The organism is Luteimonas yanweni (genome assembly GCF_039548475.1).
GTDB lineage: Bacteria > Pseudomonadota > Gammaproteobacteria > Xanthomonadales > Xanthomonadaceae > Luteimonas.
This window is the reverse complement of record NZ_JBCLVC010000009.1, coordinates 1-18486: the sequence shown is the minus strand read 5'-3', so window position 1 is coordinate 18486 and position 18486 is coordinate 1. Positions and strand designations below refer to the sequence as shown.

Genomic DNA, 18486 nt, shown 5'->3' with positions numbered 1-18486 from the left:
AGGGTAAAACGGGACGCGGCGGCATAATGGGTCACCTCGATCCACCGGATACGCCGATGCACACGATCCTGCGCCTCGCCGCGATGCTGCTGTCCGCGGCCACCGGAGCCGCCGCTGCCGCGCCCTGGGAAGGACGGGTGTTCGATGACCGCGATGGCGACGGCCTCGCCGGCGCCGGTGAAGCCGGCATCGGTGGCGTGACGGTCTCGGACGGGGTCTCCGTGGCGACCACCGATGGCCAGGGCCGCTGGCGGCTCGAGTCCGTCGACGGCGCGCCGGTGTTCGTGGTCAAGCCGGCGGGCTGGGCGCTGCCGCGGCGTGAGGACGGACTGCCCGCGGCATGGCACGCGCCGCAGGGCGCGCACGCCATCCAGCAGGGCGACTTCCCGCTGCTGCACGAGGCCGGCGCGCGCGACGGGGCGCGGTCGGTGCTGGTGTTCGCCGATCCGCAGGTGAAGTCGGCCGCCGACATCGACTACTACGCGCGCGACATCGTCGCGCCGCTGCTGGGCGGCGCGGCGCGCGGCGCGGACCTCGGCATCAGCCTCGGTGACATCGTCGACGACGTGGTGGACCTGTACCCGGCGATCAACGCCGTGACCACGCGCCTGGGCGTGCCGTGGCTGCACGTGCCGGGCAACCACGACCTCGACCCCGGAGCATCGGCCGACAGGTCGTCGCTGTCGGCGTTCCGCGCCAGCTACGGTCCCGACACCTTCGCCTGGGAGGAGGGCGCCGCGACCTTCGTCCTGCTCGACGACGTGGTAAAGCTGCGGGGCAAGCGGCCTGCCTACGTCGGCGGGCTGCGCGAAGACCAGTTCGCGTTCCTCGAAGCCTGGCTGCCGGGCGTGCCGAAGGAACGCCTGCTGGTACTTGGGGTGCACATCCCGCTGTTCGATACCGCCGCCGCCGGCGGCGCGGAGACGTTCCGCAGCGCCGATCGCGAGCGCCTGTTCGCCCTGCTGCAGCCGTTCCCCAAGGTGCTGGTGCTCAGCGGCCATCGCCACACGCAGCGCCACCATCGCCACGGTGTCGCTGAAGGCTGGCATGGAGCAACGCCGCTGCACGAATTCAACGTGGGTGCCGCCAGCGGCGCGTTCTGGTCCGGTGCGCCCGATGCCGAAGGCATTCCCGACGCGACCATGGCCGACGGCACGCCCAACGGCCACGCCCTGCTGGAGGTCGATGCCGACGGCGGCTACCGCCTGTCATGGCATCCGGCCCGTATCCCGGCCGGTGACCCCGCGCGCACGGAGGCCATGCACCTGCATGCGCCGCGCGTGCTGCGCCAGGGCGCGTACCCGGCATGGGCGGTGTACGCCAACGTCTACATGGGCGAGGCGGACACGCGCGTGGAATACCGGGTGGACAGTGGCGAGTGGCGTGCGATGTCGCGCGTGGAACGGCCCGATCCCTGGCTCATGGCCGAGAACGCGCGCGACGATGCCGCGCCCGCGCTGCGTGGCCACGACCGCTCGCCCGAGGCCGAGCCATCCCGGCACCTCTGGCGCGGTGCGCTGCCGACCGACCTTGCGCCGGGCGACCATCGCATCGAGGTCCGCGCCTTCGACCTCTGGCACGGCGAGCAGCGCGCCAGCACCGCGTACCGCCTGGACGCCGGCTGAGTCGCCGTCGCGGGCTGCCGGGTCGGCGCCCGCGGTGATGGCTCAGGTGGCGTCGATGGCGGCGAAGGATTCCACCCGCGGGTGGCCGTTGGCGGTCTCGCCGGTGCGCGGCTCCGGGTAGTCTTCGCGGCGGTCCACCAGCACCGTGCGCAGGCCGGCATCGCGCGCGGCGTCCAGCTCTTCGACGACATCGGACAGGAACACGATGTCGCCCGCCTCGCGGCCCAGGTCGCCTGCGATGTTCGCGTAGCTCGCGCTCTCGCGCTTGCCGCCGACGGCGGTGTCGAAAAACGCCGAGAACAGCGGGCGCAGGTCGCCGGCGTCGGAGTGGCCGAAGAACAGGTGCTGCGCCGGCACCGAGCCCGAGGAGTACACCGCCAGCGGATGGCCCGCCGCGTGCCACGCGCGCAGCGCCTCGACCGCGTCCGGATACACGTGCGCGGTGAAGTCGGCGTTGCGATAGCCGTCGCTCCACATCAGCCCCTGCAGCGCCTTGAGCGCGGTGTGCTTGCGGTCCTCGTCGATCCAGCCCTGCAGCACCTCGACGATCATCGCGTCATCGCACATGGCGCCGTGCTCGGTCGCGACCTCGTCCAGCCAGCGCCGCACTTCGGGATTCTTGCCGTGCTCGCGCACGAAGCGCGGCAGCTCGCGGCGCGCATAGGGAAACAGCACGTCGCGCACGAACGAGATGCTGCCGGCGGTGCCTTCGATGTCGGTGAGGATGGTGGTTTTCATAAGGGCTTTTCAGCGCGCGGACTTTTCGTAGCGCGGGAACTTCCGGGCGATGTCGGTGCCGGTGAAGTGGCCGACCCAGCCGTCGGGCTGCTGGAAGAAGCGGATGGCGACGAATTCGGGCTCCGGGCCCATGTCGAACCAGTGCGTGGTGCCGTCGGGTACGGCGATCAGGTCGTTCCTGACGCACTCGATCTCGTACACGCGCTCGTCCACGTGCAACACGAACAGGCCCGAGCCGGCGACGAAGAAGCGGACTTCGTCTTCCTTGTGGAAGTGTTCGTCGAGGAAGGTCTTGCGCATCTCGTCGCGCTTCGGGTTGTCCGGCGCGATGCTGACCACGTCGACCGTGGTGAAGCCGCGTTCGGCGCTGATGCGGTCGATGTCGGCTCGGTAGGCGGCCAGGACCTCGTCCTGCGATGCGCCGGCGGCGATCGGCCGGTTGGCCTGCCAGCGCTCGAAGGTGACGCCGATCGCGCCGAGTTCGCGGGCGATGGCATCGCCGTCGGAGGTGTCGAGCAGGGCGGCGCCGGGGGCGTCGTCGGCGAAGATGCGCAGGCGGCTCATGGCGGATCTCCAGTGTGGGCGGGCCAGCGTAGCAGCCGATGCGATTGGCGTGGTTGCGTGTGCGGAACGCTGTGCGCCGGGCGTGCGCCCGCTCAGTGGCCCAGCGTCAGCCGGCGCAGCTCGAGCTCGCAGCCGAGCAGGAATTCGAAGGCTTCCAGGTGGCGGCGCGCCTCGGCCATGTCGCGGCCCCAGGCGTACAGGCCATGGCCATCGATCAGGTAGCCCCACATCGGACCGCGGTCGAGCAGGGCGTCGACCTGGGCGGCCAGCGTGGGCATGTCCTGCGAATTGGGCAGCACCGGGACATCGATGGCCGCCTCGTGGGTGGCATTGCCGCGGAAGGCCTTGAGCAGCTCGTAGCCCTCCAGCCGCACGTGGCCAGTGCCGGCGAACAGCCGCGAGGCGATGGTCTGTGCGCGCGAATGGGTGTGCAATACGCAGCCGACTTCGGGGAAGCGGGCGTACAGCTGCGTGTGCAGCAGGGTCTCGGCCGAGGGCCGGTGGTCGCTGCCCACTGCGCGGCCGTCGAAGTCGACGACCATGATGTCGCCCTCGTTGAGTCGGCCCTTGTCGCGACCCGAGATGGTGATCGCGGCGTGGCGATCATCCAGGCGCTGCGAGAAGTTGCTGCTGGTCGCCGGGGTCCAGCCGGCGCGGGCCAGCTCGCGGATATTGACGATGAGTTCGCCCGCGAGTTCGCGCAGGCGATGGCTGTCGTAGGGCATGGCGTGCTGGTTCATGCGGAGATTCTAGCCGACCCCCGGCCAGGGCCCGTGCACGATGCCGGCGGGTCAGAACACCGCGCTGACCAGCACCGCCAGCACCAGCAGCGGTGCGACGATGCGCAGCAGCCAGCGCCAGGCGGTGAACAGGGCATCGGGCAGTTCCGAAAGCTGCTCGCGCAGGATGGTCAGGTTCAGCGCCCAGCCCGTGAACAGCGCGATCAGCAGGCCGCCGAGCGGCAGCATCAGGTCGTTGGCCACCAGTTCGATGAAGTCCATGATGTTGCGGTCGAAGATGCGGACCTCCGACCAGAGGTTGAGCGACAGGACCGAAAGCAGGCCCAGCAGCCAGCACAGGCCGGCCATCGACAACGCAGCCACCTTGCGACGCCTGACGCCGAACCTCTCGACAATGAACGCGGTGGCGGGTTCCAGCAGCGAGATCGATGACGTCCACGCCGCCACCGCAAGCAGGCCGAAGAACAGCAGGCCGTACACCGCGCCCATCGACATGGCCTCGAACGCCAGCGGCAGCGAGGTGAAAATCAGGCCGGGACCGCCGCCGGCGGGTTCGAGCCCGAACGACAGCACGACCGGGAAGATCGCCATGCCCGCCAACAGCGCCACGGTGGTATCGGTCAGCGCCACCGCGATGCCGACGCGCGGGATCGATATTCCCTCGCGGGGCAGGTAGGCGCCGTAGGTCATCATCGTGCACATGCCGAGGCTCAGCGAGAAGAACGCCTGGCCCATGGCACGCAGGAACACGTTGCCGTCGATCTGGGACCAGTCGGGTCGGAACAGGAACGACAGTGACTGGCCCATGTAGCCCGTGCTGATGCCGTAGCCCACCAGCGCCAGCAGCAGCAGGAACAGCGCCGGCATCAGGAAGCGCACCGCGCGTTCGAGGCCTTTTTCCACGCCCAGCGCCACGACCGCGACGGTCAGCAGCATGAACAGCCCGTGCCAGAACGTCAGCTCCAGCGGACTGGCCAGCAGGGCGGTGAACGTCGCGCCCGGGTCGGTGATGCCGGTGCCACCGAACAGCTGCTTGAGATAGAGCCATGCGTAGTGCAGCGTCCAGCCGGCGACCACGCTGTAGAAGCTCAGGATCAGGATGCCGGCGACGATGCCGATCCAGCCGATACCGACCCACGCCTTGCTGACACCGGTATCGCGAACCACTCCCCTCAGCGTATTGATCGGGCTCATGCGGCCGTGGCGGCCGATCAGGATTTCCGCCATGAGGATCGGCAGGCCCACCACCGCGATGCATCCCAGGTAGACCAGGACGAACGCACCGCCCCCGTTGTCGGAGGTCATGTACGGAAACCGCCAGATGTTCCCGAGACCGACCGCGGACCCGGTGGCGGCAAGGATGAACGTCAGGCGGGAAGACCACATGCCGTGGATGGAAGTTGTCTTGTCCATGGGCGAATCCGGAAAAGTCGAATGACGCGTGGCCTGGTCAGCCGCGAGTCGGGAGGGTGTCTGGCGCCGCGGGCGCGTCCGTCGCGGCCGGGGCGGCGGCCGGCAGCCGCAGGATCTTGAAGCCCGCATAGGCCAGGACAAGGGCGACCAGCGGACTGACCAGGTTGAAGAACGCGTAGGGCAGGTAGTCGAGCGTGGCGACGCCGAGGGTCGCGGCCATGTAGGCGCCGCAGGTGTTCCAGGGAATAAGAGGCGAGGTCATCGTGCCCGCGTCTTCGAGGGCGCGCGACAGGTTCACCGGCGCCAGCCCGCGCCTGCGGTATTCGGGTTGGAACAGGCGCCCGGTCAGCACGATCGACATGTACTGGTCGGCCGTCACCACGTTGGCGCCAAACGCCGTGGCCAGGGTGGCGGCGATCAGCGAGCCCGTCGAGCGCGCCGCTTTCAGCACGCTGCGGATCATGCGTTCCAGCAGCCCGGTCCGCTCCATGACCGCGCCGAAACCCATCGCGCAGACCACCAGCCACACCGTGTTGAGCATGCTCGCCATGCCGCCGCGGCTCAGCAGCTCGTCGAGCGCGGCATTGCCGGTCGCGGCCTGGTAGCCGTTGAACATCGCTTTCCACGCGCCCGAGAGCAGTGCCATCGGCCGCGCCAGGTCCTGGTTGCCCGCCAGCGCGATGACGCTGTCCGGCTGGAACACCACTGCGGACACGGCGCCCAGCAGCGCGCCGATCATGATCGTAGGGAACGCAGGGAAGCGCATGATCGCCAGCGCGAAGACCACCAGCATCGGCAGCAGCAGGTACCAGCCCAGCGTGAATCGCGCATCAAGCAGGGCGGGCAGATCGCCGAAGGCGGCGCCGGCGCCATCGCCGCGGGCCCCGAAGCCGACCACGGTGAACAGCACCAGGGCGATGACGATGCTGGGGCCCGTGGTCCAGGTCATGTGCCGGATGTGCGCGAACAGCTCGCTGCCCGCGGCCGCCGGTGCGATGTTGGTGGTGTCCGACAGCGGCGACATCTTGTCGCCGAAATAGGCGCCGGAGATCACCGCGCCCGCAGTGATCGGCAACGACATGTCGAGCCCCTGCGCCACGCCGATCAGGGCCACGCCCAGCGTGCCGGCGACCGTCCAGGAGCTGCCGATCGTCAACGCGACGAGCGCGCAGATCAGGCACGTGGCCGGGTAGAAATACGAGGGGTGCAGGAGCTTCATCCCGTACACGATCATCGTCGGCACCGTGCCGCTGAGGATCCAGGTGCCGATCAGCGCGCCCACCGCCAGCAGGATGAAGATCGGCACCACCGCCAGCGAGACACCGGTCACCAGCGCGTCCTGGATTTCGTCCCACAGGACGCCATTGCGCAGGCCGATGACCGCCGCGATGCCGGCCGCCAGCAGCAGGGAAATCTGGTTGGCGCCGTAGGAGGCATCGTCCCTGTACAGGTACACCGCCAGCCCCAGGGCAACCGACAGGAACAGCAGCGGCAGCAGCGCCTGCCACAGCGATGGCTCGCGCAAGGGGCGGCGTGCGTTCATGCGCGCCGGGTCGCCCGGTGGCTGGCGCGGATCCCGCCGCTGCGCGGCAGCGACATGCGCGAAGAGCCCCCGTGCGGTTGCCCGCGGGGGTGGTGACGCTTGCTACGGCTCAAGGGACCCCCTGTCTGGCGATGGCAACGCTGCCGTACCTTGCCAAAGCGCTTGAGCGCGCACAAGCGGCAGTGCAGCGCGAAGCCTCGGGCAAGGCCGGGCGGCAACGCCGAGGCGAGCGGCCCGCGGAGCCCTTCATAATGGGCACAGCTCCCCATGGCGCCGCGGATGCGGCTTTGCAGAATGACGCACCCGGAACTGGCTTCGCTCGAATCCGCATTCATCGCCCATGCGCAGGTCTGGCCGGACGAGGCCGCCGAGTCGCGGCTGTTCATCGCGCTGCTGCGCGACGGCGCCGATCCCTTCGTGCGCGCGCGGCTCGAAGGGCACTTCACCGCCTCCGCCTGGCTGGTCAGCGCCGATGGCCGGCGCGCGCTGCTCACCCACCATCGCAAGCTCGACCGCTGGCTGCAGCCCGGTGGCCATGCCGACGGCGACCTCGACCTGGCCCGCGTGGCGCTGCGCGAGGCGACCGAGGAAAGCGGCCTGTCGGGCCTGCGCCTGGAGGGCGGGATCTTCGACCTCGATCGCCACTGGATCCCGGAGCGCAAGGAGGTTCCCGGGCACTGGCACCACGACGTCCGCTACGTGGTGCGCGCGGGTGCCGATGAAGCCTTCGTGGTCAGCGAGGAGTCGCACGCGCTGGCGTGGCTTGAGGTCGCGGCGATCGCCGCCGAGGAGACCATGGATCCCTCGTTGCGCCGCATGGCGCGCAAATGGCTCGCGCGCCGGGCCGGAACCGTCACGCCCACCGGATAAGCCCGGACCCGCCCCATGGCTCCGGACCTGTGGCAGCGGCTACAGCCGCGACCCGCGGAGCAACTCGACCTCAATAGAGGATGCGCGTGCGCAGCGTGCCGGTGACCTCGGCCAGCTGCGCGCGCAGCGCATCCGCCTGCCCGGGTGTCGCGGCGACATCGATCACCACGTAGCCGACGTTGGCGTCGGTGCGCAGGTACTGGCCGTCGATGTTGAGCCCGGCCTGCGAGAACACCTCGTTGACCTGCACCAGAACGCCCGGCACGTTGCGGTGGATGTGCAGGATGCGCTGGCTGCCCTCGTGGCCCGGCAGGGTGACTTCGGGGAAGTTGACCGCCGACAGCGTGCTGCCGTTGTCGCTGTAGCGCACCAGCTTGGCCGCGACCTCCAGCCCGATGTTGTCCTGCGCCTCCAGCGTGCTGCCGCCGACGTGCGGGGTCAGCAGCACGTTGTCGAAGCGGGTCAGCGGGGATTCGAAGGCCTCGTCGTTGCCCTTGGGTTCGACCGGGAACACGTCGATGGCGGCGCCGCCGACGTGGCCGCTTTCGAGCGCGGCGGCCAGCGCGTCGATGTCGACCACCGTTCCGCGCGACGCGTTGACCAGGTGTACGCCGGGCTTCATCGCCGCAAGCTCGGTGGCGCCGATCATCATCCGCGTGGCCGGCGTCTCGGGCACGTGCAGGGTGACCACGTCGGCGCGTGCGACCAGGTCATCGAGGCCGGCGGCGGCGCGCGCATTGCCCAGCGACAGCTTGGCTTCGACATCGTGGAACAGCACCCGCATGCCCAGACCCTCGGCCAGCAGGCCCACCTGCGTGCCGATGTGGCCGTAGCCGACGATGCCAAGCGTCTTGCCGCGCACCTCGTGGCTGCCTGTCGCCGACTTCAGCCAGCCGCCGCGCAGGCAGGCGGCGTGGCGCGCGGGCACGCCGCGCATCAACATGATGATTTCGGCCAGCACCAGTTCGGCCACGCTGCGGGTGTTGGAGTAGGGCGCGTTGAACACCGGCACGCCCTGGCGGGCGGCGGCCTCCAGGTCGACCTGGTTGGTGCCGATGCAGAAGCAGCCCACGGCCATCAGCCGGCGCGCTTCGGCCAGGACCTCCGCCGTCAGCTGCGTGCGTGAGCGGATGCCGATGATGTGCGCTTCGCGGACGCGCTCGCGCAGCATCGCCTCGGGCAGCGAGCCGGCGTGGGTTTCGATGTCGGAATACCCGGCGTCACGGAACACGGCGACGGCGCTCGGACTCAGGCCCTCCAGCAGCAGCACGCGGATGTCCTTGCGGGGGTAGGAGGTCTTCATCGTTGGCGGCCGGCCGTGGGCGGAGGGCCAGTGTGCCAGCCGCGAGCACATGCTGCACTGCAACGCTGGACGCTGGCCGATCCCGCTGGCAGGCTGCACTGCCTGCCCGGACGCCTGCCATGAGTGACGCCAAACTCGAATCCCTGCGCGCGGCGGTCCCCGGCCTGCGCGTGCTTACCGCGCGGGACGAACTGCTGCACTACGGACGCGACTGGACGCGCCGCTGGACGCCGGCGCCGCTGGGCGTGGCGCTTCCCGGCGATGCCGGCGAGGTCCAGGCCGTACTGCGCTGGGCCAGTACGCAGGGCGTGGCGGTGGTGCCTTCTGGCGGCCGCACCGGCCTGTCCGGTGGCGCGGTCGCGGCCCATGGCGAGCTCGTGCTCAGCCTTGAGCGCATGCGCCGCGTGCTGGCCTTCGACCCGGTCGACCGCACGCTCACCGTCGAGGCGGGTACGCCGCTCGAGACCGTGCAGGAGGCGGCGCGCGAGCACGGCCTGCAGTATCCGGTCGACTTCGCGGCGCGCGGCTCCTGCACCATCGGCGGCAACATCGCCACCAATGCCGGCGGCATCCGCGTGCTGCGCTACGGCAACACCCGCGAGTGGGTGGCAGGGCTGAAGCTGGTCACCGCCGCCGGCGAGCTGCTCGACCTCAACCGTGGCCTGGTCAAGAACTCCAGCGGCTACGACCTGCGGCATCTGGCGATCGCGTCGGAGGGCACGCTGGGGGTGGTGGTCGAGGCCACGCTGAAGCTGGCGCCGCCGCCGCCGCCGGTGGCCACGCTGCTGCTGGCGCTGCCTTCGTTCGAGGTGCTGGTGCAGGTCTTCCAGGCGCTGCGCGAACGCCTGGCGCTGGAAGCCTTCGAGTTCTTCACCGATATTGCGCTGGGACACGTGGTCGCGCACGGGGCGCAGCTGCCGTTCGAGCGCGGGTATCCGTATTACGTGGTGCTGGATGCGGCCGCCGAAGGCCCGGACGACGCGCGGCTGCTGGACGCGTTCTCGTACTGCGCGGAGCAGGGCTGGGTGGAAGACGGGGTGGTTGCGCAGTCGCAGGCGCAGGCGGCGCAGCTGTGGCGCCTGCGCGAGGGCATCACCGAGGCGCTGGCGCCCTTCGTGCCCTACAAGAACGACGTCGCGGTGCGGGTGTCGGCGATGCCGGCCTTCCTGGCCGAGGCCCAGGCGCTTCTGGCGACGGAGTATCCGGAGTTCGAGGTTGCGTGGTTCGGGCACATCGGCGATGGCAACCTGCATATCAACGTGCTGAAGCCTGCCGGGCTCGACCAGGATGATTTTGTCGCGCGCTGCGGTGATGTCACCGGGCACCTGGCAGGGCTGGTTCAGCGCCACGCCGGCACCATCTCGGCAGAGCACGGCATCGGTCTGGTCAAGAAGCCGTACCTGGGCTCGACGCGCAGCGCGGCGGAGATCGCGGTGATGCGTGCGCTGCGGGCAGCGCTTGATCCGGCAGGTATCCTCAACCCAGGAAAGCTTTTCGATCCCCATCCAGGTAACCACGCATGATCCGTATCGCATTGTCCTGCGCGCTCGCGTCCGCGTTCGCGCTCGCCATCGCCGCTCCCGTCCACGCGTCCAGCTTCGCCGGTACGTCCGCGGGCGCGGGGTCCGCGTCCAGCGGGGCTTCGTCGGGTTCGACTTCGGGCAATGACAAGGTCGTGCTGCAGGCGCGCGAGGATGCGGCGGGCTTTGTCGCCAGCGACGGGCGGATCCGTGGGGCGCGACTGGAGGCGGCATTGCGCCATTTGCGCGAGCATTCGGTCGAGGCGCGGGCGGCCGGTGATCTCGAGTTGGCGCGGGCGATCCTGGCGCGTTGATTTGGCCCTTCCTTTGCAGGAGCAGCTCTAGCTGCGATTCCCGCATGAGGCGGCGTCTCGCCGAAGGCGCGCGGTACGGCGCGTCGGTCGGGGCTCGCTTGCGCGCGGCCGCGCTGGTGGCAGCGGGTGTGTTGTTGCAGGTGGCAATGCCGGTGTCCGCGCAGTCGGTGAGCCTGGAGCCGGCAGTGGCGCAGTCGCTACCCGTGCAATCGGAGGGCGCAGGGCCGCAGGCGACTGGACTCCGGATCGAGCCGGTGTCGGCGCTGTCCGTGTCCGAGACCGCCGCCACGGAGATGCTGGTGGCCGAGGTGTTGGAGCGGCTGCCACCGCGCTGGCGTGCGCACGAGCGTGCGCTGCAGCTGTCCTGGCGCGATGACCTGCCGGCGGATGTGCACGGGCGTATCCGGGGCGAACGCATCGCGCTGTCGCGGGTGTTGCTCGACGGCGCGTCGTTGGACAGCACGCCGTCGGAGGGCATCGATGCCGTGCCGCGCGCGGCCGTGGCGGCGCTGGTGCATGAGCTTGCGCACGACTGGGACCGGGAGCAGGGGCTGTCCCGCGATCCGCGCTTGCTTGACCTGGCGGGTTGGCAGGTGCGGCCGCTGTGGCCGGGGCGCGGTGCGGACAATGCCTTCGGTGAGCGCAGTCCGGACGCTTACGAGCTGCATTCGCCGGGGGAATTCGTGGCGGTGAACCTGGAGTACTTCCTGCTCGATCCCGCCTACGCCTGTCGGCGGCCGGCCCTGCACGCGCATTTCGCTGCGCACTTCGGCTGGTCACCGGAGGCGCCCGTCTGCGCGGACACCCTGCCCTATGTCGATGCGGGCGCGCTGGCCGATGCCGATGCGGAACCGCTGCTGGAGCTCGATCCTGCACGCGTGGTGGCGGTGGACTATCTGCTGGCCGGCAATGGCGAGGCGATGATGAGCCGCTGGGGGCACACGATGCTGCGCCTGGTGGTCTGTGCGCCGGGCCGGGCGCCGGGGCCGGAGTGTCGCCTGGATCTCGAGCATCATCGCGTGCTGTCGTTCCGCGCCTTCGTGGACGATCTGCAGCTGTCGAGCTGGCGAGGGCTGACGGGTGGCTATCCGTCGCGGCTGTTCGTGCTGCCGCTGCAGCAGGTGGTGGACGAATACACGCGCGTGGAGCTGCGGCCGCTGGATTCGATCCCGCTGCGTCTTTCGGTCGACGGGATCGCCAGCCTGCTACGGCGTGCGGCGCACGTGCATTGGAGCTACGACGGGCGCTACCGCTTCATCGGCAACAACTGCGCGGTCGAGACCTGGAAGCTTCTGCATGACGGCCTGCCGCGCGCCGCCGCGGCCGATCTCGACAGCATCACGCCCAAGGGCCTGCTGCGGCGGCTGCGCCGCGCGGGGCTGGTGGATGACGCGCAGGTGCCGGCCGATCCCGACGAGGCGCGCAGGCTGGGCTATCGCTTCGAGCCCTGGAGTGCGCACTACCAGGCGCTGTACGACTCCGCGCGCGAAGCCCTGGGGCTGGAGCCGGGCGATGTGGAGGACTGGTTGCGCACGGCGCCTTCGCAGCGTGCGCCGTGGCTGCAGCGGGGCGACATGCGCGTCTCGGCGGCGCTCCTGCTGCTGGAGGAGGCCGCGCTGCGGCGCGAGGAGCAGCGTGCGCGGGATGTGCTCAAGCGACGTATGTTCCAGGCCGGCAGCCAGCGTGCGGCCAGCGCCATGGAGGCGGCTGCGGGCGTAAACGCGGATTCAAGTGCGGGCGCAGGCGCAGGCGAAATGCTGCCCCTGCTAACCGAAGCGCTGCGCGAGGGCGGAGTGCTCGCAAGCCCCGCGGGCCTGCTGTCGCTACCCGGTTATGGCCTGCCGCAGGCCGCGGAGCGCGAGCAGGCCCGCGATGGCGCCGGCGAGCGCGCCGCCCGCCTGCGTGAGCTGGACAAGCGCCTGCAGGCCGCCGGACGCGGCATGCTGCCGCCCGCTGCGCGCGCATCGCTGGAGCAGGCCGAGGCCAACGTCGCCGCGCTCGGCCTGCGCCTTCGCGCGCTCCATCAGGCTGAGGGTGGCCTGGACCCGGGCTTGCTGCTGTCGCGGTAGACGCCGCCCTGGTGGCGATCGCGGCCATGGCCGCTCCCACTGCGGCAGGTGGCGACGAGGGTGCAGCTGTGGCTGCGCCTGGAGGACGCCGCGGGGCAGGCGATCAGTCGGCGCGGCCGGAGAACTCGCCGCTGGTGGTGTTGACCAGCACGCGCTCGCCGTTGGCGATGTACTCGGGCACCTGGATCTCGAGGCCGGTCGACAGGCGCGCGGGCTTCGGGCGCTTGGTGGCGGTGCCGCCCTTGAGCTCCGGCGGCGTCTCGACCACCTCAAGTGCCACCGTCTGCGGCAGCTGCACGGCGATCGGCATATCGTCGATGATCTGCACGAAGCAGCCACCGAGTCCGTCGCTGATGTAGCCGGCATCGTCGCCGACCACGTCGGGGTCGAGGGTGTAGGGCGTGAAGTCCTCGTCGTCCATGAACACGAAGGCCTCGCCGTCCCTGTACGAGAAGCTGGCCTGGCGACGCAGCAGCTCGACTTCCTTCAGTTCGTCGTCGCCGTCGAACGAGGCGTCGGTCTTGTTGCCGCCGGGCACGCTGTACATGGTGAAGCGGAAGCGCACGTTGCCGCCGCGCCCCTGCGGCGAGCTGCGGTCGATGTCCCGCACCTGGTACACGGTGCCGTTGTGTTCGACCACGTTGCCTTTCTTGACGTCGTAAGCCTTCATCGGTGTTCCTTACTTGGGGGCCAGGCGCACGGCGCCGTCCAGGCGGATGGTCTCGCCGTTGATGTAGCGGTTGCCGGCGAGATACGCGACCACGTCGGCGAATTCCTCCGGGCGACCCAGGCGCGAGGGGAACGGGATCGAGGACGACAGCGACTGCTGCACGTCATCCGGCATGCCGTCGACCATCGGCGTCCAGAAGATGCCCGGGGCGATGGTGTTGACCCGGATGCCGAAGCGGGCCAGCTCGCGCGCCATCGGCAGGGTCATGCCGACCACGCCGCCCTTCGAGGCCGAGTACGCGGCCTGGCCGATCTGGCCTTCATAGGCCGCCACCGACGCGGTGTTGATGATCACGCCGCGCTCCCCGTCCTCGCCCGCATCGTTGTGCTGCATCAGCGCGGCGCCGGCCTTGGCGACGTTGAAGCTGCCGACCAGGTTGACCATCACCGTCGACTGGAAGCGGCCCAGTGGCATTGCCCCGTCGCGGCCGAGCACGCGGCCGGCGCCGAGGATGCCCGCGCAGTTGACGACCATGTTCAGGCCGCCGAGGAAGTCCCTGGCCGCATCGACGTTGGCCACCACGGTGTCCTCGCTGGTGACATCGGTGGCGAAGTAGCGCGCGTTGGCCTCGCCAAGCGACGCGACCGCGGACGCGCCCTTGTCGTCGTTGACGTCGAACAGGGCGACCTTGCCGCCGTCGGCGACGATGCGGGTAGCGACGGCGAGGCCGAGGCCGGAGACGCCGCCAGTGACGACGGCGCGGATCGAATCTGCTTGCATGGCGGTCCCGGGGAATGCGGAAACCGGCGATTTTACCGGACTTGCGCGGCGTACGGCGGAGCAGGGGCGTGGGCGGGCGCGCCTGCCCGGTGGGAGCGACCATGGCCGCGATCGCCACGCCAGGCGCCATCGCGGCCTTGGCCGCTCCCACAGTCATCGCCATCGCGGCATGGCCGCTCCTGCAGCAGCGGCAGGTAGAGTGCCTAGTGGTCTGCCGCGGGGTGCTGCGTCGGCTGCCGGGAGGCTTCCACCTGGCGTTCCGGCCCGGCGCGCAGGCGCCCGGCGAACTCGTCCGGCCGCAGCCCGGGCGCGAACAGGAAGCCCTGGCCCACCGCGACCCCGAGGTCGAGCAGGAAGCGGCGCTGCCCGGGGGTCTCGATCCCCTCGGCCACGAGCCCCAGGCCCAGGCTGCGGGCGATGCCCGCCACGGCCTGGCAGACGGCCACGTCGGACTGGTTGCGCGGCACGCCGGCCACGAACAGCTGGCTCAGCTTCAGGCCCTGGATGGGCAGCCGGCGCAGGTAGTTGAGCGCGCTGTAGCCCTCGCCGAAGTCGTCGATGGCCAGGCTCACGCCCAGCGCCCGCAGCGCCGCGAAGTTGCCCAGCGTCTCCGGCGCGTCCTCGATCAGCACCCGCTCGGTGAACTCCAGCTCGAGCGCCGAGCCGGGCAGCCCGAATTCGCGCAGCAGGCCTTCCACCGACGCCACCAGGTCACTGCCCAGCAGCTGCCGATAGGACACGTTCACCGCCATGCGCACGATGCCGAGGCCATCGTCGCGCCAGGCGGCGACCTGCCGGCAGGTCTCGCGCAGCGCCCAGTGACCGATGCGCACGATGTCGCCGGTGCCTTCGGCCTGGGCGATGAAATGGTCCGGTCGCATTTCTCCAAGCCGCTGGTTGCGCCAGCGGATCAGCGCCTCGGCGCCGACGATGCGCCCGGTGTAGAGCTCCACCTGCGGCTGGTAGACCAGGTGGAATTCGTCGTTGTCGGCGGCGTGGCGCAGCTGGGTCTCGAACTGCAGCCGCTCGCGCTGGGACTGGGCCAGCGCGGGCGTGTACGACTGCCGCCCGTTGCGCGTGCGCCGCTTGCTCTCGTACATCGCCGCGTCGGCATGCTGGATCAGCGACTGGGTGTCGGTACCGTCCTGCGGCGAGCGCGCGATGCCGATGCTGGCGGTGACCACGAACTCGTCCTTGTCGAAGCCGAAGCCCACCGCGAAGGCGGCGAGGATCGCGTCGGCGATGCGCTCCGGGCGGCCCTGGTCGCCTCCGCAGTCGCATGCGACCAGGAATTCGTCGCCGCCGAAGCGCGCGATCAGGCCCTGGTCGCCCACGGCCGCGCGCAGGCGCCCGGCGGCCGCGGCCAGCAGGCTGTCGCCGGCGGCATGGCCGAGCACGTCGTTGACCAGCTTGAATCGATCGAGGTCGATGTACAGCACCGCCATCGGCGCCATCTGGGCGCCGCCGAGGTGCGTGGCGATTTCCTCCAGCATGGCGTCGCGGTTGAGCAGGCCGGTGAGCGGATCGCTGCGCGCCAGCACGCGCAGCGTCTGCTCGCCGTGCTTGCTGATGGTGATGTCCTGCAGGGTGCCGGTGACCCGCGCCTTGCCGGCCACGCCGGAGCCGCTTTCGCCGATCACGCGCACCCAGAACGCAGCGCCGTCCGCACGCGCGCCTTCCAGGTCGAGTTCGAAGCCGGTGCCGTCGCTGGAGGTGTCCAGCGCGCTGCGCAACCGGTCCGCGTCGGCCTGCTGCAGGCATGCCATCACCGCGTCCATGGACGCCGGGCGCTGCGCCTGCGACAGGATGTGCGCGGCCTCGTCGGTGAGGTAGAGCCGGCCGCTTGCGCGATCCCATTCCCAGCCACCAATGCTGGCCAGCGACTGCACGCGGTCGAAGAGGGCGCTGTCGCGCTTGAGTTCGGTGACGTCGGAAAACATCGACAGCACCTGGTCGGGGCTGTCGGCACCGGCGGCGAAGTGCGGGGCCGCCGTCACCGACAGCCACAGCAGGCGCCGGCGCAGGCGGTGGTAGAGGCCGATGAGGGTGTTGCCCACCAGCCGCCCCTCGCGCAACGCGCGCATCGCGGGGAATTCCGACATCGGCATCTCGCTGCCGTCGGCGCGCAGCAACATCCAGTGCTGCGGCAGGCTGCCGTCGCGCGGGACCCGCTCGCCCTGGTTCAGGGACAGTATCCGCAGCGCGGCGGTGTTGGCATGCAGCACCGCCGCGTTCGCAGCCTGGATGACGATGCCCTTGTCCATCACCTCCATCAGGTCGTGGTAGCGCGCCTCCGCTTCGCGGCGCCTGCTGAGGTCGCGCGCCACGGCCACGACGCAGCGCTGGCCCTCGTGGTCGAAGCCGGCCGAATGCACTTCCACCGGGAAGCGGGTGCCGTCGGCGCGCATGTTGCTGACCTCGATGACGAAGGTCTCGCCGCGGTCCAGCGCCTCCAGCACCGGCGTCATGTGGTCTTCGGGCAGGTCGGGATTGAGGACGTGGATCGGCTGGCCGACGATCTCGTGGCGCGGGCGCCTGTAGGCCGCCATGCCGGCCCGGTTGAGGTCAAGCACCGTGCCGTCGGCGGCGATCACGCTGACGGGATCGGGCACGGCGTCGAACAGGGCGTGGTAGCGCAGCTGCGCATGCTGGGCGTCGGCGCTGGCCGCGCGCAGCGCTGCGGCAGCCTCTAGAAGCAGCGCGCGCGCGCGTTCGGGGACAAGCGGGTCGCAGGCGGCGGCATCGAGCGCGTCCAGGACCTGCGCGTTGGCACCGTCGGCTGGTGGCTGCGCGGGCGGATCGGGCGGCCGCGAGCTGTTCACTGCGCGGACAGCGCCCTGGCCACTTTGCTGCCGCTAGCGCGCCCGAGGATGCCGGACAGCCAGGTCCCGGTGTCGGCCAGCGCATCCAGGTCGACTCCCGTCTCCACGCCAAGCCCATGCAGCATGTAGACGAGGTCCTCGGTGGCGAGGTTGCCGCTGGCGCCCTTGGCATACGGGCAGCCGCCCGTGCCGGAGACCGCGGCGTCGACCACCGCCACGCCTTCCTCCAGGCAGGCCAGCACGTTGGCCAGCGCCTGTCCCCAGGTGTCGTGGAAGTGCACGGCGAGTGCCGCCATCGGCACCTCGGCGGCCACCGCCCGCAGCATGTCGCGCGCCTTGCCGGGCGTGCCCACGCCGATGGTGTCGCCCAGCGAAACCTCGTAGCAGCCCATGGCGTGCAGGGCGTGCGCAACGCGGACCACGTCGTCCAGCGGCACCTCTCCCTGGTAGGGGCAGCCGAGCACGGTGGACACGTAGCCGCGCACGCGCACGCCGTCGGCGCGGGCGCGCTCCAGTACCGGTGCGAAGCGCGCAAGCGATTCGTCGATGCCGGCATTCGTGTTGCGCCGGTTGAACGCGTCCGAGGCCGCGGTGAACACCGCCACCTCGTCGGCACCGGCGGCATGGGCGCGCTCGTAGCCCTGCAGGTTGGGCACGAGCACCGGGTAGTCCACGCCGTCGCGGCGGGTGATGCCGGCGTAGACCTCGGCGGCATCGGCCAGCTGCGGGACCCACTTCGGGCTGACGAAGCTGGTCGCCTCGACCGTCTGCAGCCCGGTGGCCGACAGGCGGTCGATCAGCTCGATCTTGGCCGCGGTGGAGACGATCGCGGATTCGTTCTGGAGGCCGTCGCGCGGACCCACCTCGACGATGCGCACCTGCCGGGCATGCGCCACCTCAGTCTTCCAGGGTGACCAGGACGGCGTCCGCCTCGACGAAGTCGCCTTCGCCGGCAAGCAGTTCCGCGACGATGCCATCGCGCGGGGCCTTGAGCGCAAGTTCCATCTTCATCGCTTCCATCACCAGCAGCTCCTGTCCCTCGCTGACGTGCTCGCCGGGCTTCACCCTGGTGACCACGATACGCCCGGGCATCGGCGCCGCAACCCTGTTGCCACCGCCGGCTTCGCCGCCGCGCGTGGCCTCGTAGGCACCGATCCGCTCGAAGCGCCAGCGCCGGCGCCCGTCATGGACGAGCACGGCAGCGCCATCGATATCGACCGGGAAACGCAGGCCCCGGCCGTTGAAACGTGCCTGCAGGATTCCAGAGGCCATCGTCGCGCCTTCGACGCCAAGCGTCCCGGCATCCTCGACTCCGATCCGGTAGTTGCCGGCGGCCCCGTGCGCGATCGCCACGTGGCGCGCGTCGGCTTCGCCCAGCACCACCCGGCGCAGGCCGGCATGCCCCAGGCGCCAGCCGTCGGCGATCGCCCAGGGCGAGCCCGGGTCGCCGCTGCCGGCAGCGGCGTAGCGTAAATTGGACTCGGCGACGGGCACGATAGACACGGCAGCGGCGGT

At 70.5% G+C, this 18486-nt stretch carries 16 protein-coding genes; 5 read left to right on the top strand and 11 right to left on the bottom strand.

Annotated features, from left to right (window positions below):
* Positions 1 to 56: 56 nt before the first annotated feature.
* Positions 57 to 1625: a calcineurin-like phosphoesterase family protein gene (locus tag WCE39_RS07085; protein WP_343275997.1), complete on the top strand. Its 1569-nt coding sequence runs from the start codon at positions 57 to 59 to the stop codon at positions 1623 to 1625.
* 42 nt (positions 1626 to 1667) lie between these two features.
* Here the strand turns inward: WCE39_RS07085 and mtnC are convergent, their stop codons facing one another.
* The 5 genes from mtnC to nhaC all read right to left on the bottom strand — a co-directional run bounded on the left by mtnC (position 1668) and on the right by nhaC (position 6623).
* Positions 1668 to 2363 (bottom strand): acireductone synthase, encoded by a 696-nt coding sequence (gene mtnC / locus WCE39_RS07080; RefSeq protein WP_343275996.1) that lies wholly within the window; start codon positions 2361 to 2363, stop codon positions 1668 to 1670.
* Positions 2364 to 2372: 9 nt separating this feature from the next.
* Positions 2373 to 2927 carry a 1,2-dihydroxy-3-keto-5-methylthiopentene dioxygenase gene (locus WCE39_RS07075; RefSeq protein WP_343275995.1) on the bottom strand — a complete coding sequence of 185 codons (555 nt, stop codon included), beginning with the start codon at positions 2925 to 2927 and terminating at the stop codon, positions 2373 to 2375.
* 92 nt (positions 2928 to 3019) lie between these two features.
* Complete coding sequence (locus WCE39_RS07070) at positions 3020 to 3667, bottom strand: methylthioribulose 1-phosphate dehydratase (RefSeq protein WP_343275994.1); 648 nt, start codon at positions 3665 to 3667, stop codon at positions 3020 to 3022.
* Positions 3668 to 3718: 51 nt separating this feature from the next.
* Positions 3719 to 5080, bottom strand: a complete 1362-nt coding sequence (locus WCE39_RS07065; RefSeq protein WP_343275993.1) for a sodium-dependent transporter — start codon at positions 5078 to 5080, stop codon at positions 3719 to 3721.
* A gap of 37 nt (positions 5081 to 5117) precedes the next feature.
* Positions 5118 to 6623 (bottom strand): Na+/H+ antiporter NhaC, encoded by a 1506-nt coding sequence (nhaC, locus tag WCE39_RS07060; RefSeq protein WP_343275992.1) that lies wholly within the window; start codon positions 6621 to 6623, stop codon positions 5118 to 5120.
* 294 nt (positions 6624 to 6917) lie between these two features.
* Between nhaC and WCE39_RS07055 the strand changes: the two genes are divergently transcribed.
* Positions 6918 to 7493, top strand: a complete 576-nt coding sequence (locus tag WCE39_RS07055) for an NUDIX hydrolase (RefSeq protein ID WP_343275991.1) — start codon at positions 6918 to 6920, stop codon at positions 7491 to 7493.
* Between the two features lie 70 nt (positions 7494 to 7563).
* On the opposite strand, the gene serA is transcribed toward WCE39_RS07055, so the two are convergent.
* Positions 7564 to 8796, bottom strand: coding sequence for a phosphoglycerate dehydrogenase (serA, locus tag WCE39_RS07050; RefSeq protein WP_343275990.1), 1233 nt, complete (start codon positions 8794 to 8796; stop codon positions 7564 to 7566).
* 119 nt (positions 8797 to 8915) lie between these two features.
* On the opposite strand from serA, the gene WCE39_RS07045 reads away from it, so the two are divergent.
* Genes WCE39_RS07045 through WCE39_RS07035 form a run of 3 tightly spaced genes read left to right on the top strand, consistent with a single transcriptional unit; the run spans position 8916 to position 12699 of the window.
* Positions 8916 to 10319, top strand: a complete 1404-nt coding sequence (locus WCE39_RS07045; RefSeq protein WP_343275989.1) for an FAD-binding oxidoreductase — start codon at positions 8916 to 8918, stop codon at positions 10317 to 10319.
* Positions 10316 to 10630: a DUF2388 domain-containing protein gene (locus tag WCE39_RS07040; protein WP_343275988.1), complete on the top strand. Its 315-nt coding sequence runs from the start codon at positions 10316 to 10318 to the stop codon at positions 10628 to 10630. Before WCE39_RS07045 ends, WCE39_RS07040 begins: the two co-directional genes overlap by 4 nt.
* A gap of 44 nt (positions 10631 to 10674) precedes the next feature.
* Positions 10675 to 12699 carry a DUF7844 domain-containing protein gene (locus WCE39_RS07035; RefSeq protein WP_343275987.1) on the top strand — a complete coding sequence of 675 codons (2025 nt, stop codon included), beginning with the start codon at positions 10675 to 10677 and terminating at the stop codon, positions 12697 to 12699.
* A gap of 103 nt (positions 12700 to 12802) precedes the next feature.
* Here WCE39_RS07035 and yeiP read toward each other — a convergent pair whose 3' ends face one another.
* The 5 genes from yeiP to WCE39_RS07010 form a co-directional block, all read right to left on the bottom strand.
* The gene (gene yeiP, locus WCE39_RS07030; RefSeq protein WP_343254090.1) at positions 12803 to 13369 is read right to left on the bottom strand and encodes an elongation factor P-like protein YeiP; all 567 of its coding nucleotides are present in this window, start codon (positions 13367 to 13369) and stop codon (positions 12803 to 12805) included.
* A 9-nt stretch (positions 13370 to 13378) separates the two neighbouring features.
* The gene (locus tag WCE39_RS07025; RefSeq protein ID WP_343275986.1) at positions 13379 to 14149 is read right to left on the bottom strand and encodes an SDR family oxidoreductase; all 771 of its coding nucleotides are present in this window, start codon (positions 14147 to 14149) and stop codon (positions 13379 to 13381) included.
* A gap of 203 nt (positions 14150 to 14352) precedes the next feature.
* A complete protein-coding gene (locus tag WCE39_RS07020) occupies positions 14353 to 16971 on the bottom strand; it encodes a sensor domain-containing protein (protein ID WP_343275985.1) in 2619 nt (872 codons plus the stop codon).
* The gene (locus WCE39_RS07015; protein WP_343275984.1) at positions 16968 to 17867 is read right to left on the bottom strand and encodes a hydroxymethylglutaryl-CoA lyase; all 900 of its coding nucleotides are present in this window, start codon (positions 17865 to 17867) and stop codon (positions 16968 to 16970) included. The genes WCE39_RS07020 and WCE39_RS07015 overlap by 4 nt, the downstream gene beginning before the upstream one ends.
* Position 17868: 1 nt before the next feature.
* Positions 17869 to 18486 (bottom strand): biotin/lipoyl-containing protein (locus tag WCE39_RS07010; protein WP_343275983.1); only part of this gene is annotated, 618 nt, incomplete at its 5' end.